We start from the raw sequence: 15,549 nt of genomic DNA, 5'->3' as shown, positions 1-15,549 counted from the left end.
ATGAATACTAAAAAGGAAGAATGATGTGAGGTGTTACCTATGAATAAGCGTTTTGTTGTGATTGATCTTGAGACGACTGGCCATTCTCCTAAGCAGGGAGACAAAATCATTCAATTTGCAGCCGTTGTTATTGAGAATGGTCTTATTGTTGATCGATTCTCAAGCTTTTTAAATCCGGAATTACCTATACCACCGTTTATCGAGCAGCTAACTCATATTAATGATGACATGGTAAAAGATGCGCCACTATTTAAAGAGATTGCTCCAAAAGTGTTGCAATTAATGAAAGACTCTTATTTTGTTGCTCATAATGTAGCTTTTGACCTCTCATTTCTTCAAGATGAATTACATAATCACGGATATGATACATTGTATAATTCGCCGATTGATACGGTTGAACTGGCACGTATCTTGTTGCCAACAATCGATGGATATAAACTCAATCAGCTTGCAGATTGTTTATCCATTACGCATGATAATCCTCATCAAGCTGATAGTGATGCAGAAGTAACGGCTCAAATTCTACTTATGCTCATTGAAAAAATGAAACAGTTGCCTCTTACGACGTTAAAGCAACTGTACTCTTTATCATTGCATTTGAAAAGTGAGATTGGAGAACTCATAGAAGATGTCATTGAAGAGAAGCAACAATTAATAGAAGAAAATAGTGACTTTGTCTTTCTTCACGGCTTAGCCATTCGGAAGATGGAAAATGAAAAGGAAGAAACAAAGGAAATTCCTTTTACTTATAAGGAGTTTTCTAAGCAAAAGCATGAACATTTTAATTCGATATTAACAAACTTCGAAGATCGAAAAGAACAATGGCAGATGATGGATTTAGTTGATGAAGCTTTTTCTTCTCATGAGCATGCATTAATTGAAGCGGGGACAGGAACAGGAAAAACGCTCGCTTATTTAATTCCTGCTGCTATGTATGCAGTTAAGGAAAGAAAACAAGTTGTTGTGTCTACGCATACTATTTCGTTACAACAGCAGCTGATTGAAAAAGATCTAACATTAGCAAGTAAACTGTTATCTTTTCCGTTGTCTGCTGTCGTATTAAAGGGAAGAGAGCACTATATTAGCGTTCGTAAATTTCTTCACTTACTAAAAGAGCGTGAGAATAACTATGATGCTATCTTAACAAAAGCGAAAATTCTTGTATGGTTAACGGAAACAACAACAGGAGATATTGATGAAATTAATTTGCCTTCAGGAGGTAAATTGTTTTGGGATCGCATCAATGAAGCCAATCCATCACAAGTAGATGTACGTAATCCATGGATACATCACTCTTATTATGAACGAGCACGAGCGCGTGCAAAGCGTGCACACATTATTGTGACTAATCATCGTTTACTATTAATGGATGTGCTAAGTAATCAGTCTTTATTGCCACATTATGATCATGTCATCATTGATGAGGCTCATCACTTTGAAGAGATTGCAAGTGAAGAATTAGGAGTGCACTTAGACTATTTCTCCATTCATACGCTTCTAACTCGTATCGGCTCTTTGCAAACAAAAGGGCTATTAATAGATGTGCATAAAGTGATGTCAAAATATCATCATACAAAGCCACTTGAGCGAATAAATGACATGATTGGTCAACTTCATGCTGAATGTAACGACTTATTTAGGCTGATTCATTCATATGTGTTAAAGAAAGGAAACAAGCCTGCAGTTGATATTGGTCGATTAAGCTATCGTTATCATACAAAAGCAGAGCAAGGGAGTCATTGGTCTGCTATTCTTGAACTCGCTTCGCGTGTTCGATTTTTATTGCGTGATTTTCTTCATATGATTCGAAGTGAACAAGCAGGAATTGAAGCCAATTTAGGTTCGTTTAAAAAAGAAGAACAAGCGATTTTCCATGAGTTTTTTACAGTTTGCCACATGTTTGAAGACGTGGATCATCGTCTTTACAAATTATTGTTTGAATCTGAAGAAAATGAAGTAATGTGGTTTGAAATTGAACCAAAAGGTGCAGCCAATGCTACATTTTTATATAGCCAGCCTGTATCAGTAGCGGATCAGTTAGCAGATCTCTTTTTTGCTAAAAAGCAGACCGTTATTTTAACATCAGCTACCTTAACGGTTCATCATTCATTTGATTATGTTATTAATGAATTAGGCTTGTATGATTTTCAACCTTTGCAATTATCAGTGCAGTCACCTTTCTCTTATGAAAAGCAGGCAAAGGTGTTTATTCCGTCAGACTTTCCTGCGATTAATTCTGTATCAGTTGAAGAATATAGTGCTTTATTAGCGGAAAGTATATTAGATGTTGCGTCTATTACGAATGGTAAAATGCTCGTGTTATTTACGTCATATGATATGTTGAAACAAACGTATAGCTATATGAAAGAGTTAAATGACTTAGAAGAATTTGTTCTTTTAGGGCAAGGTGTAACAACTCGCAACCGAAACCGATTGATTAAAGACTTTACTCAATTTGACAAAGCCATTCTATTAGGAACAAACAGCTTTTGGGAAGGAATTGATATTCCAGGTGAAAAGTTATCAGCCTTAATGATTGTGCGACTTCCATTTTCACCGCCAGAACAACCTTTTGTTGCTGCAAAAGTAGAGCGATTAAAAAACAATGGTCAAAATGCATTTATCGATTACTCTCTTCCGCAAGCTATTATTAAATTTAAACAAGGGTTTGGAAGGCTCATTCGATCGAGGAAAGATAGAGGAGTTGTCTATATCTTTGATAATCGTGTTACGAGTACGACATATGGAAAGTATTTTTTAATGTCTCTACCACAAGTCGATATTAAAGAGAAAGCATTTCATGAAACATTGGATGATTTGCAAACGTGGTGGAAGGACATATCGATCGATCATTAGTCGAATAAGGTGGTTTGTGCTCGTTCTTCATAAGTGAAGAACGCTTCCTATTTTTATACGGAACAAATTAAGCTGGAGCTGAGAAGATGAGTCGGCCTTTTATCATTTTACTGATTGTATGTGTTTTATTAGACTTAGGTATTTCTAATAACCGTAGCTATGCAAGCAAAGTAGAAAGCGTGGATTTTGATTTATCTGAAGGTGAAGCCATTATGGTGTTTTTTAGCTTGTCAGATGGAGAAGCAACCTTAATAAAAGATGGTACAAATCATCATATTTTAATTAATACAGGCAGTGCAGCTTCGAAAGAAGAGCTTTATAAATGGATGAATATGTTTGGAATAAAAAAGCTAGATGAAGTCATTATTACAAAGCAAGGAGCTGGATTTGATGACAACCTAATGGATGTGATCAATCGATTTAGCCCTAAGCATGTTTATGCACCAAACGGATATCAGATGAAAAATGATTCTTCGTATGAGGCATGGAAAGAAGGAAAGCACCATCAGTACTCCGAGGATATTAGCGTTCGGGTGCTACATAATGAATCCACTTCTACTGTGTCAATGGATATAATCGTTACGTATGGTGAAAACCGAATTTTATATATGACTAACAATGATTCTTCAATCGAAAAAAAGTTAACGAAGCTTCCACTGTCAGACACGGATGTTTTAAAAGTAGCTAATTATGGGGGAGGTACCACGACTTCGCAACCGTTTTTAGAAAAAGTAGATCCTCAGGCCGCTATTATATTTGAAACGAGTATAAATCGTATAAATCCTGATTTGTTAGAAAGGTTATATGAAATGTGGATTGATATTCATTACGTGAAACAAGTAGGAACAGTAGTGATGAAAATGACAAAGTATCAGTACGAAATCATTTCGATTTCTGAAAGTAGGTAAGTAAAAAAGAGCAGCTTTTTAAATAAGCTGCTTTTGTATAGTGTGGATAGGAAAGAATTTTATTGAGAAAGTTTTCGTAATTTTGTTTTAAGCTGTTATAATAATGGTTGAATGCTTTGTAGGTATAGTGTCACCGAAATACAACATGTTATGAATAGCAATTTTTGTGTGCATCTCGTAAGGAGGAATGACAGGTGGAAAGCAAAATTGAAGTATTATCAACGGTTCGAATTGAATACTCTTCAGATTTATATAAGATTGTAGATAGCTTAAATCGAACATTGAAAAAGAAAGATTTGATGTTTGGACTAGCTTTAGATGAAGAAGACAAAGAAAAAGCGATTTTTACTATTTATCGTACATAAAGTAGGGTTATGATGAAAAAGTGGAGTATTTTAATTATTATTTTTATTATCGTTATCGTAAGTTGGCAGTTTGCTTCGACTTACCATCAATCTGTAAAAGGGAAACAAAGTGATGAAGAAAAAGCGATGGTATTAGCAGATAAAAAATATCAGCTAAAAGATGTAACAAATGTCCAAACATACTTTGGAAAAGATACATTTTATATTGTAAAAGGAACAAACAATAAAGGCGAAAAAGTAATTGTTTGGGTGCCGAAAGATCGTAAAAAACATGATATGATCATGAAAAAAGAAGCAAGTGGCATTACACAAGCTCAAGCTCGTTCTCTTGTAGAAAACGAACGAAATCCTCAAGAAATTAAATCTGTTCGTTTAGGAATGGAGCGAAAACTACCGCTGTGGGAAATCACATATATAGATGAGGAAAATCGCTTTACATACTATTATGTTGATTTTGAAAGTGGAAAGTTCTTGAAACGCTATAGTTTATCACAATAATGAGAATGAATATACCATGTGTTTAACCCTGTTTTTATACAGAACATATGTGATATAAATTTTTGATGCTTTTAGGGGGAGATTTTAGTGAAATTAGCTAAACGTGTATCAGCTTTAACGCCATCTTCAACATTAGCGATTACAGCTAAAGCAAAGGAATTAAAAGCTGCAGGACATGATGTTATTGGATTAGGAGCAGGAGAACCTGATTTTAATACACCAGCACACATTTTAGAAGCGGCAGAAAAAGCAATGAATGAAGGACATACAAAATATACGCCATCTGGGGGATTAGCATCATTAAAAACAGCAATTGCTCAAAAGTTCAAGGATGATCAAGGTCTTGAATATAAGTCAAACGAGATCATCGTATGTTCTGGTGCAAAGCATGCTCTTTACACACTTTTTCAAGTGCTATTAGATGAGGGAGACGAGGTTATTATTCCGACACCATATTGGGTAAGTTATCCTGAACAAGTTAAGTTAGCTCAAGGTGTTCCTGTCTATGTGGAAGGGTTTGAAAGTAACCAGTTTAAAATTACGCCAGAACAGCTAGAAGCGACCGTAACGAACAAAACAAGAGCCGTTATTATTAACTCACCAAGTAATCCAACAGGTATGATTTACAGCCGTGAAGAGTTAGAGGCAATTGGTGAAGTTTGTTTAAAGCATGATCTTCTTATTGTTTCTGATGAAATCTATGAAAAACTTGTTTATGGTGGAGAAAAGCACGTATCAATTGCTGAAATCTCTCCACAATTAAAAGAACAAACCATTATTATTAATGGAGTATCAAAATCACATTCAATGACAGGTTGGCGTATCGGATATGCAGCTGGTAATGAAGAGATTATTAAAGCAATGACCAATCTTGCAAGCCACAGTACATCAAATCCAACTTCTGTTGCGCAATATGCGTCCATTGCTGCTTACAATGGTACACAAGAGCCTGTTGAAATAATGAGGCAAGCATTTGAAGAACGCCTGAATATTATGTATGATAAGCTAGTGGCTGTACCAGGCTTCACATGTATTAAACCACAAGGTGCATTCTACTTGTTCCCTAATGCAATTGAAGCAGCTCGATTAACAGGGTTTGAAAATGTTGATCAATGGGTGGAAGCGATTTTAGAAGAAGAGAAGGTTGCTTTAGTTCCAGGATCAGGCTTTGGATCTCCAGAAAATGTTCGCTTATCTTATGCAACGTCTCTAGATTTACTTGAAAGAGCAATTGATCGAATTAGTCATTTTATGGATCGTCATATGAAATAAAAAATGTGCAAGAGAGAATCAAGTTTTTGACACTTGATTCTCTCTTGTTATTGTGAGTGTCGAATTGTATAATAAAATGGTCGTACATACTTAGTTGATTCTGTTTTTATAGACAGTTGCAAACATGACTGTAAGAGCAGAATTAATTAAATGAGTCAGTAGGAATGTGATTCATTCGACTGACATTTTATTTTACGTAAGTGTTTTGGAGGGGTATTCATCGTGAAAATTACGATTTCTGAAGCAGGCAAGTACGTTGAACAAGAAGTAACAATTGGTGCTTGGCTTGCAAATAAACGTTCAAGTGGTAAAATTGCATTTTTACAGCTTCGTGATGGCTCAGGCTTTATGCAAGGTGTCGTTGTAAAAGCTGAAGTAGGAGAAGAGGTATTTCAATTAGCAAAATCAATGACTCAAGAATCCTCTTTGTATGTAACAGGGGTTATACGTGCAGATGAGCGCTCACCGTTTGGTTACGAGCTATCTGTTACAAAGCTTGAAGTCATTCATGCAGCAGTGGACTATCCAATTACACCAAAAGAGCATGGTACAGAATTTTTAATGGACAACCGTCATCTTTGGTTACGTTCAAAGCGTCAGCATGCAGTTATGAAAGTACGTAATGAAATCATTCGTGCAACATATGAATTCTTTAATGAAAATGGATTTACAAAGGTAGATCCTCCGATCTTAACAGGAAGTGCTCCTGAAGGAACAACAGAACTTTTCCATACAAAGTATTTTGATGAAGATGCATATCTTTCTCAGAGTGGACAGCTTTACATGGAAGCTGCTGCGATGGCATTAGGAAAAGTATTTTCATTTGGTCCAACGTTCCGCGCAGAAAAATCAAAAACTCGTCGCCATTTAATTGAGTTTTGGATGATTGAGCCGGAAATGGCTTTCTATGAGTTTGAAGATAACCTAAAAGTACAAGAAGAATACGTATCACATGTTGTTCAATCTGTACTAAAGAATTGTAAGTTAGAGCTTACTACATTAGGTCGTGACACATCAAAATTAGAAAATATTAAAGCACCATTCCCACGTATTTCATACGATGATGCCATTAAATTCTTACATGAAAAAGGCTTTGATGATGTTCAATGGGGTGATGACTTTGGTGCTCCACATGAAACAGCAATTGCAGAAAGCTATGATAAGCCAGTATTTATCACGCATTATCCAACATCGTTAAAACCATTCTATATGCAGCCAGATGCAGAGAATAGTGATGTTGTATTATGTGCAGATTTAATTGCTCCAGAAGGTTATGGAGAAATCATTGGTGGTTCACAACGTATTCATGACATGGACTTATTAGAGCAACGTGTAAAGGAGCATGACCTAGATGCTGAAACGTATAAGTGGTACTTAGAACTTCGAAAATATGGTTCTGTTCCACATTCAGGATTTGGCCTTGGTCTAGAGCGTACAGTTGCATGGATTAGCGGTGTAGAGCACGTACGTGAGACAATTCCATTCCCACGTTTATTAAATCGTCTATATCCTTAACTTAAGAAATGAACGAATAGAAAATAACATAAGAGGGTGTCTCAAAAGGGATTAACAGCGCCTTTTAGGACACCCTCTTTCAAACTGGATCGTCGTGAAAACTCTGTATTATCAAGGGTTTTAGTTGACGGTCCAGTTTTCATGAAACAGAAAATCAATTCGTTTTTGAATTTTTTGGACAACTCCTTTTATTTTTCAACCATGTCATAATTCAGTACGTAAGATTTCCACTTCATGATATACTAAAAGTTGAGGTGTTCATATATGGATAAAGAAAATATAATCGAATGGTTTGAGCAAGGAAGTGTGTCAATCCCAAAGCTATTGATGAATCACTATGCTCAATTAGGCTTAAATGAAATTGAATTTATGACGCTCATGCATATTCACGCAGCGCTTGAAGGTGGGAATTCTTTTCCTACTCCAGTGGAACTTTCAAGTAAAATGAGCATCTCAAGTACAGCTTGCATGGAGACGTTACGTAGCTTAATTCAACGAGGTTTTCTAACGATTGAACAACATCATGATCAATCCTCTATGATTACGGAAACTTATTCACTAAAGCCATTGTGGGAGAAGCTTATTTACTTCATGATGAAAGAAACCCAACATAAAACAGCTGAAACACAACAGCAAACTGAATTAGACTTATATTCCATTTTTGAAAAGGAATTTGGCCGTCCATTATCTCCTTTTGAATGTGAAACATTAACAATGTGGGTTGATCAAGATCATCATGATATTGTAATTATTAAAGCAGCTTTACGTGAAGCAGTCATGTCGGGTAAGTTGAATTTTCGTTACATTGATCGAATTTTATTTGAATGGAAAAAGAATGGCATTAAAACGATTGAACAAGCGCGAAGTTACGGAAGAAAGTTTCGTCAACATCAGCAACCACAAAAGAAATCTTCAGCTGTAGAGAAAGAAGCCGCGAACTCATCTGTTCCATTTTTTAACTGGCTTGAACAGTAATCATCCTATTGAAAATTTCCTAATGTAAGAAGCTATGTTTATATTTAATTAGTTAAGACGGATAAAAAGTGGGATAATCCCATAAGTAGTAAATAAAAGGAGAGGTCCTTTCAATAAAATCCCTATCACTTTATCCATTCACTTGTTTTGGATTTTGTGTGTAGGGGTTTTTGTGTTATTTTAAGAAAGAATTGAGTAGATAAATTACATAGCAAGGTGAGATGTAAAAATGTTAACGTTAAAACAAATTCGTTATTGTCTCGATCAAATGGCAGAAATGTTCCCAGATGCTCACTGTGAGTTAAATCACCGCAATCCATTTGAATTAGTCATCGCGGTGGCATTGTCTGCACAGTGTACAGATGCGCTAGTTAATAAGGTCACAAAAGATTTATTTCAAAAGTATAAAACACCTGAAGATTATTTGGCTGTATCAGATGAGGAATTACAACAAGACATCCGTTCAATAGGGTTGTATCGAAATAAAGCGAAAAATATTCGTAAATTATGTCAGCTATTAATTGATGAATATGGTGGAAAAGTTCCTCAAGATCGAGATGAATTGACAAAGCTACCTGGAGTAGGAAGAAAGACTGCAAATGTTGTCGTTTCTGTTGCTTTTGGTATTCCAGCTATTGCAGTAGATACCCATGTGGAACGAGTAAGTAAACGGTTAGCCATTTGTAAATGGAAAGATTCTGTATTAGAAGTAGAAAAAACATTAATGAAAAAAGTTCCTAGAGAAGAGTGGTCGGTTACTCATCATCGTATGATTTTCTTTGGTCGCTATCATTGTAAGGCACAATCTCCACAATGTCATATCTGTCCTTTATTAGACGTTTGTCGAGAGGGGAAAAAGCGAATGAAGGGAAAACAAATAGATGGATAGAAAAGGAAATGTAGCCTCAGCTTTTTATCATCCACTATTTTTTTCAGAAAACTCAATCGTTGAGCGAAGTGAGTTGAAAGAGGTCAAGCAAGTGATTCAATCGACTATTTTTGCATATGATATGGGTGTGCAAAGTGAAGAGCCATGGAAGAAACAATCTGATTATATGCCAACCATGTTTCAAGTATGGCGAGAACAGAAGGATTTTATTGCCGATTTATATAAAAAAAGAGAGGCAACGTATGCATTGGATCCTATGAGACACGCAATAGCTAATTTTATTAGTGCTTTATTTTGGACAAATGGAGTAAACGTTCCTCGTCTCACTCATTTAGAGGAAGACCTCAATAAACTGACATATAAACCAATAAATGTGTACGAACGGTTAGCCTTTGTTATGAAGAAACCTTTTTTATACCACTCATTTATTCAATTAGGAGAACTTTATCAAGAGCTTGAAAGGTTATATGCTAAAATGCTAATTGTACAAAAAAAACAACCCCACTGATTTAGGCTTCAGTGGGGTTGTTTTTTTATCCTTCACTAGGAGGAGGGTTTGTGCCATTTGTGTCTCCTGGACTCGGCAGTGGGTTTTGCCCATCTTGATTATCTCCTGATGGCGGAGTAGGCTGATTTCCTTCATTATCCTCGCTAGGCGGTTGCTCGTTATCTTTGTCTTCATTTTTATCTTTATCTTTATCTTTGTCTTTATCTTTATCTTTATCTTTGCCTTTATCAGGCTTATTTTCAGAATCTGATGAATCATCATCCTCTTCATCATCATCATCATCATCTTCTTTACGTTTTTCTTCCGAATCATCATTCTCATCTTCAGATGGTTCTTCTTCCTCACCACCTGGTATTCTTACAGAAGCAGAAGCTCCTTTACTTGTAGAATCACCTAATGTTGCTGTGACTGTAAATGTATAGGTTGCTCCAGGTGTTGGTGATGGCACAACAAGGGATGTATCTGTTGTTGATTGTTGTGAAGAGCTACCATCAATTGAAGTAGTTATTTGGAATGTGACGTCCCCTAATTTGTCTTCTGGATAAGACCAGTTAACATTGATTTGATTTAATGCTGGATCAAACTGTGCTTTCACACCTTGTGGACGGTCTGCTCCCATATATTTTTTCGAAACTTTTGTTGGCTCTGAACCACGAATAAAGTATTCTTCCTCTACCATGTTGCTTGGTGTTCCTGCACTTGGTTTTCGAAGTTCTTCACCCGATACTTTTTCAATAGGTACCTTTACAACACTATTAGGCTGTTTAAAGCTTCCTCTATCTTTACCTTCTGATACATGACTAACCACTTTTTTAAAGATAGATTTAGCCATATCCTTTTCTGATTTGCTGTAAATATAATCTTCGCTCGAATATTTCTCATACCCTGTCCAAACAGCAGCAGTATATTTAGGTGTATAACCTGCAAACCACACATCTTTTACTCCGCCGTCACGAACATTGTATCTTGCTTTTTCTTGTGCATCGAAGTTCGTTGTTCCTGTTTTACCGGCAATCGTTAAGCCAGAAGTACGAACAGATGTAGCAGTTCCATAAGGCTCTTCTACAACAGATCGTAGCATATGTGTCACCATAAAGGCTGTTGAATCTTTCATAGCTACTTTAGGTTTAGGTGTTAAGTCCATTTCTGTTCCATCTGGAAAATTTACTTTTGTCACAGTATGAGGCTTATTGTAAATACCATTATTTCCAAATGCACTATATGCTCCGGCTAATTGAAGAGGGGAGACACCTTTGTTGAATCCACCAATTGAATAAGCTTCAGGAATTGATTTTTCTAATGGAATACCTAGATTTGCACCAAATTCTCTCGCTTTCTCTGCTCCAACAGCTTGGAACGCTTTTAAAGCAGGAATATTTCGAGAGCGTCCAAGTGCTTCACGTGCCGAAAGCCATCCTTTGTGACTGCGATCAAAGTTGTTAATCGCTGTTCCATTTGAGTAAGTGTATGGCTCATCGTTCAGTGGTTGAGCTGTTGACCAATTTAGATATTCAATCGCAGGACCATAATCGAGAATAGGCTTAATGGTTGAACCAGGCTGTGGATAGTTATCTGTCGCTAAGCTAAACCCACGAGATACACGGTTACGTCCACCACCAATTGCTCGAACTGCGCCTGTTTCTGTGTCTAGTAGCACAATAGCTGCTTGGAAGTTATCATTTGGAAATTGAACAACCTCATTCGTGTTCAACGTTTTTTCTACATAGCTTTGTGCCTCAGGGTCAAGAGTGGTGTGAATTTCAAGACCGGCAGAAAACACATCTGCTTCTGTTTTACTTTTTACTTCTTCAATCACTTCATCAATAAACGCAGCATATTGCTCTTGCTCTTCTGTGCGCTCAACTAATGTAGCTTGTACATCAATTTTTTTAGCTTCATCAGCTTCAGCTTTTGTAATAAAACCATGTCGTTCCATTAGGCTTAACACGATATTACGACGCTTTGTTGCTGATTCTGGATTGTTGTAAGGGTTGTATGCATTTGGAGCTTGAGGAAGTCCTGCAAGCATCGCAGCTTGATGTAGTTCAAGCTCATTTAAATCTGTCGTGCCATAAAACGTTTCAGCTGCTTTCGCAATTCCATATACTTCACCTTTTGCAAAGTAAATTTTATTTAAGTACATTTCAAGAATTTGCTGCTTTGAATACTTTCGTTCTAATTGGAAAGAAAGCCACATTTCTTGTACTTTACGTTTAATGGTTTTTTCAGGTGTTAAAAATGAGTTTTTTACTACCTGTTGCGTGATAGTACTTGCACCCTCAGATCCAAATCCATCTTGGAAGTTTGCAATAAGAGCACCGCCAATTCGATAAAAGTCAACCCCATGATGTTTAAAGAAACGAACATCTTCTGTTGCAAGAAAGGCTTCTTTCACGAATGGTGGAATATCATCGTATTGAACGTATGTACGTTTTTGACCGCCAAGCTCTGCAATTTTCTCACCATTTACGTCGTAAATTTTCGATGATAATGAATCTTTTAACATCGAATCATCAATTTTGGGAGCATCGCTTACGAGCGCAAAAAATGTACCTGCTCCAGCAATCATTGAAACGAGTCCTAATAATACAACAACAACAACAATCTTACGGAAAATTCCTCCGCGTTTCTTTTTCTGTGCTGAATTTGATGATTTATTTTTTTGCTTATTGTCGCCTTGAGATCGTCGACGTTCTTCACGAGAAGTGTAATTCTCTGACATAAAAGCTCCTACCTTTCAACTAATTGTAAGAGAATGATTTCGGTAAACATTTATATCATACTCTTAAAAGTACAATTTATCTACAGTTTTGATGTAATCAATTCGTGGGTGATACCCAATTTCTATTAAATGACCTTTTGTTTCTATCTCCTTTTTAGGAATTGACTTTCTTCCTTGCTTTTTCATATTTTCCCATAGTGGAAGCAAATGAGAGGCGTCTAGTAAGTATATTTCTTGAGAAGTAGTAAACATTAATATGACGAAACAAATGCCATTTTGTTTCAAAATTTGTTCCATGTGTTGAATTTGATGTTCATGAAAATTCTGAAGTGGAAAAGACGTTTTGTTTTTCGTTTCTTTTGCTTCAAAATCAAGATACTTTCCTTTATAAACACCATTATAGTCAGTTGTGGAAGCTTGTTTAAAATAAGCTTCTTTAATGACGGCAGCACTTCGCTTTGGATAATCTACTTTCACAATTTGCACAGGTGTTGGTTTTTTATGAACGACCGCAATACCTTTTACTAAATAATATTCATTTGTTTCATTTAAATCTTCTTCAAGTGTCATACCTCGGTTGCTATAGTCAATGGTCGCCTTTTGGGTAGAAGGGGTAGTTCCTTTATTAGTAGGGCTATACATTTTCCCATTCGGATAGCGAATCATTTTATCATTACCCCCTTTAAAAGTAAATACATCAAAAATATATTATATATCATACCAAAAATCATAAGGAGATGGACTGATTAAGTATTTTCAGAAAAAACTGAACTAACTTAAAAAATAATCTAACAGTCCTACGTTACTTTCTATTTTAATGAAAGAGGTTGCCATTATGGATGAGCGCTTATTTGAACAACGTGTTTTAAAATATATTAAGGAAAAAAGACAAAAAATGAATATAGATAATCTTTCACGTACAAACGCATATGCGGACTACTATGAAGTCTATCCTGAAATTCAATGGTCGTTTTTAGCAAGCATGGTGTCTCGAAATGCAGGATGGAACATGTGCGATTTAGAAGGAAAATGGTTACCTTGTTTCTTAAATAAACAAACGAGAGATCTGTTGTTTTTAACGTACGAGAGAGCAAATTGGCTCATTTTTCATGATGTGTATCCTCAACTGCTTATCTATGCTATTTCAAAGGCAAAAGGAAAACCTTACTTCTATTTATTGCCTCATTTTGGTGTTTCTTCTTTTATAATAAAAGAGTGGCAATTGTTCTGGATAAAAGGAGATCAAAAGCGCTTACGAACATCGTTAATTATTAATGAACAAAACATCATTCAACGTCCAGTCATTGAACATCCATTTTATAAGAAGAAGGTGTTTCGCTCTTTTGTTTTTACCTTTCAAGATTTTCTTCATTTTAGCTGTGTGTTATTTCCAACAATAGATGGAGAAATTTTTGGATGCTCTGTTCACGATTTTTGGAAGCTTACAAAACGAATTGAATTAGGAAAGAAGCTAGCCCAAATCTTATTTAATCCTACTCATTTTGAAAGCTTTTTATGCTTTTCAAGACAAACACCTCATACGGGCTCAAGGCATGATTATGAGCAATATTTAAATCCCAAAAAAGAAAAGGATACACCTATTCTACGAACGACATTTCCAATCGTTTCACATCATCAATCCAAAAATAATGATTGGATGGAAGATCAGAGGAGGATTTTAAAATGGCAGAAAGACATTCCATATCCCCCTAAAACTAACGTAACAAAATGGTATCAAAAAAAGCAAGTAGAGCTGCATTTCCTGATTAAATGTCAGTCTTATTTTCGTCATCCACTAAATCAAAAGTAAAATGACGTAGCGTAATCGACTAGTTCTGTTAATCAACGCATTTTTTGCTAAGAAGGAATGTTGTTTACAGGAGATAAGTAAAAACGAATAGAAAAATCCCCCTGTTCTTTCTCTACTTATTTTTTTTAGAGAAGGGCAGGGGGATTTTTGTGTTAGAACAAAAAGTGATGTTTGTTATTGAACATCGGTATGTTTATTATGTTGACGGCTGATTAGGACCATTCAATTTCTTTGGATCAGCATATGTTTTTGATTCTGCTTGTTGAGCTTGCTGTTTTTGATTTTGTTTAGGTTGCTGTTGGTTTTTGTGCATGATTAAACACCTCCTACATTCTTAGTGTTTACGATTTCCTTCTTTTCATTCGTAGCCAAGCACCTAAGTAAATATTGTCGAAAAAATTCTTTCATTTGCATAAAACAACTTTCTTTGACGAATGATTACTAGTTTTGTCAAGTTGATAGGAGAAGTCCATAAGAAGGAGAATATGTAGATAAAATAGTCTGGAGGGATGATGATGAAACAAAACTTAGTAGCTACACAAGATGTGTTAAGTTTGTTAGATGACGTTTTATCCCAATTAGAGGTAACAGAAAAAGAAATGTCTGTTAAGATAGATGAATCAATTGCGAAACAAGAGAAGAGTTTCTTTGAGCATGTGAAACAAATTAATCAAGCTTTGTGTGATATTGAAGAGGCGACAACGGATCTTCAACATTGTTCACCTTTAGGGTGGAAAGAACCGAGAAGAGAAGTACTACTGCGAACGGTATGAATGAAATTTAATCGATCTTTGTGATACAATAACAGCTTAGAGGTGAAGCATAATGGTAACAAATTTAACAGTAATAGAGCTAACAGAAAAATTATTTACTTACAATGAAGAAGCGTTAACTCGCTTAATAAATGTTCATGAAACGGAAGCGGAAGCAGATTTCTATAATGAGGTAAAACCTTATGTAGATGCATTTTTTAAAGAGTTAGATCGATGGGAAGAGGCAACAAAGAAATGGATTCAGCAAGCAAAGCCTCAATATATTCATGTAAATCAAATTACTTCAACAACAGAAAATTTGCATAACGTTGTTTTACAATCATTCTATAAAGAAACACGTGAGAAGCGATTTAAACAAATGTATCAAGCCAATAAGTACGTATTAGAATCTATTTTAGCACAAGAATAAAAGAAGCTGAGCCAAACAGGGGTGTTCTATATCCCTCTTGTCTCAGCTC

The 15,549-nt window shown here is 35.8% G+C and carries 14 protein-coding genes; 12 read left to right on the top strand and 2 right to left on the bottom strand.

The features are described 5' to 3' along the window. Positions 1-39 precede the first annotated feature (39 nt). From dinG to JOC83_RS10720, 9 genes are all read left to right on the top strand, one after another. Complete coding sequence (dinG, locus tag JOC83_RS10760; RefSeq protein WP_205186984.1) at positions 40-2,856, top strand: ATP-dependent DNA helicase DinG; 2,817 nt, start codon at positions 40-42, stop codon at positions 2,854-2,856. Positions 2,857-2,942: 86 nt separating this feature from the next. Next, positions 2,943-3,764 (top strand): ComEC/Rec2 family competence protein, encoded by an 822-nt coding sequence (locus JOC83_RS10755; RefSeq protein WP_205186982.1) that lies wholly within the window; start codon positions 2,943-2,945, stop codon positions 3,762-3,764. Between the two features lie 194 nt (positions 3,765-3,958). Further along, entirely contained in the window at positions 3,959-4,129 is a 171-nt protein-coding gene (locus JOC83_RS10750) for a DUF4264 family protein (RefSeq protein WP_205186980.1), read from the top strand. A 12-nt stretch (positions 4,130-4,141) separates the two neighbouring features. After that, on the top strand, positions 4,142-4,627 hold the full coding sequence (locus JOC83_RS10745; RefSeq protein ID WP_205186978.1) for a cell wall elongation regulator TseB-like domain-containing protein: 486 nt from the start codon (positions 4,142-4,144) through the stop codon (positions 4,625-4,627). 87 nt (positions 4,628-4,714) lie between these two features. After that, a complete protein-coding gene (locus JOC83_RS10740) occupies positions 4,715-5,899 on the top strand; it encodes an aminotransferase class I/II-fold pyridoxal phosphate-dependent enzyme (protein WP_205186976.1) in 1,185 nt (394 codons plus the stop codon). 222 nt (positions 5,900-6,121) lie between these two features. Beyond that, a complete protein-coding gene (gene asnS / locus JOC83_RS10735) occupies positions 6,122-7,414 on the top strand; it encodes an asparagine--tRNA ligase (RefSeq protein ID WP_205186974.1) in 1,293 nt (430 codons plus the stop codon). Between the two features lie 264 nt (positions 7,415-7,678). Further along, the gene (locus tag JOC83_RS10730) at positions 7,679-8,389 is read left to right on the top strand and encodes a DnaD domain-containing protein (protein WP_205186973.1); all 711 of its coding nucleotides are present in this window, start codon (positions 7,679-7,681) and stop codon (positions 8,387-8,389) included. Positions 8,390-8,618: 229 nt separating this feature from the next. Further along, a complete protein-coding gene (gene nth / locus JOC83_RS10725) occupies positions 8,619-9,278 on the top strand; it encodes an endonuclease III (RefSeq protein WP_205186972.1) in 660 nt (219 codons plus the stop codon). Next, positions 9,271-9,786: a YpoC family protein gene (locus JOC83_RS10720; RefSeq protein ID WP_205186968.1), complete on the top strand. Its 516-nt coding sequence runs from the start codon at positions 9,271-9,273 to the stop codon at positions 9,784-9,786. The genes nth and JOC83_RS10720 overlap by 8 nt, the downstream gene beginning before the upstream one ends. A gap of 25 nt (positions 9,787-9,811) precedes the next feature. Here JOC83_RS10720 and JOC83_RS10715 read toward each other — a convergent pair whose 3' ends face one another. Continuing rightward, positions 9,812-12,508: a penicillin-binding protein 1A gene (locus JOC83_RS10715; protein ID WP_205186966.1), complete on the bottom strand. Its 2,697-nt coding sequence runs from the start codon at positions 12,506-12,508 to the stop codon at positions 9,812-9,814. 63 nt (positions 12,509-12,571) lie between these two features. Next, positions 12,572-13,174, bottom strand: coding sequence for a Holliday junction resolvase RecU (recU, locus tag JOC83_RS10710; protein WP_205186965.1), 603 nt, complete (start codon positions 13,172-13,174; stop codon positions 12,572-12,574). Positions 13,175-13,343: 169 nt separating this feature from the next. Here recU and JOC83_RS10705 point away from each other — a divergent pair, with 169 nt between their 5' ends. The 3 genes from JOC83_RS10705 to JOC83_RS10695 all read left to right on the top strand — a co-directional run bounded on the left by JOC83_RS10705 (position 13,344) and on the right by JOC83_RS10695 (position 15,500). Then, entirely contained in the window at positions 13,344-14,318 is a 975-nt protein-coding gene (locus JOC83_RS10705) for a DUF2515 family protein (protein ID WP_239583457.1), read from the top strand. A gap of 515 nt (positions 14,319-14,833) precedes the next feature. Beyond that, entirely contained in the window at positions 14,834-15,091 is a 258-nt protein-coding gene (locus JOC83_RS10700; RefSeq protein WP_205186962.1) for a hypothetical protein, read from the top strand. A 52-nt stretch (positions 15,092-15,143) separates the two neighbouring features. Then, positions 15,144-15,500 carry a YppE family protein gene (locus tag JOC83_RS10695; RefSeq protein WP_205186961.1) on the top strand — a complete coding sequence of 119 codons (357 nt, stop codon included), beginning with the start codon at positions 15,144-15,146 and terminating at the stop codon, positions 15,498-15,500. The last annotated feature ends 49 nt before the right edge of the window (positions 15,501-15,549 follow it).

This window comes from Priestia iocasae (assembly GCF_016909075.1).
Lineage (GTDB): Bacteria > Bacillota > Bacilli > Bacillales > Bacillaceae_H > Priestia > Priestia iocasae.
The sequence above is the reverse complement of the archived record's forward strand: the minus strand, read 5'-3'. Positions and strand labels throughout refer to the sequence as shown.

Coding starts and splice junctions, on each gene's coding strand:
- JOC83_RS10755 (WP_205186982.1), top strand. CDS start 2,943: ATGAGTCGGCCTTTTATCATTTTACTGATTGTATGTGTTTTATTAGAC.
- JOC83_RS10720 (WP_205186968.1), top strand. CDS start 9,271: ATGGATAGAAAAGGAAATGTAGCCTCAGCTTTTTATCATCCACTATTT.
- JOC83_RS10715 (WP_205186966.1), bottom strand. CDS start 12,508: ATGTCAGAGAATTACACTTCTCGTGAAGAACGTCGACGATCTCAAGGC.
- JOC83_RS10730 (WP_205186973.1), top strand. CDS start 7,679: ATGGATAAAGAAAATATAATCGAATGGTTTGAGCAAGGAAGTGTGTCA.
- nth (WP_205186972.1), top strand. CDS start 8,619: ATGTTAACGTTAAAACAAATTCGTTATTGTCTCGATCAAATGGCAGAA.
- dinG (WP_205186984.1), top strand. CDS start 40: ATGAATAAGCGTTTTGTTGTGATTGATCTTGAGACGACTGGCCATTCT.
- JOC83_RS10745 (WP_205186978.1), top strand. CDS start 4,142: ATGAAAAAGTGGAGTATTTTAATTATTATTTTTATTATCGTTATCGTA.
- JOC83_RS10700 (WP_205186962.1), top strand. CDS start 14,834: ATGAAACAAAACTTAGTAGCTACACAAGATGTGTTAAGTTTGTTAGAT.
- JOC83_RS10705 (WP_239583457.1), top strand. CDS start 13,344: ATGGATGAGCGCTTATTTGAACAACGTGTTTTAAAATATATTAAGGAA.
- recU (WP_205186965.1), bottom strand. CDS start 13,174: ATGATTCGCTATCCGAATGGGAAAATGTATAGCCCTACTAATAAAGGA.
- JOC83_RS10695 (WP_205186961.1), top strand. CDS start 15,144: ATGGTAACAAATTTAACAGTAATAGAGCTAACAGAAAAATTATTTACT.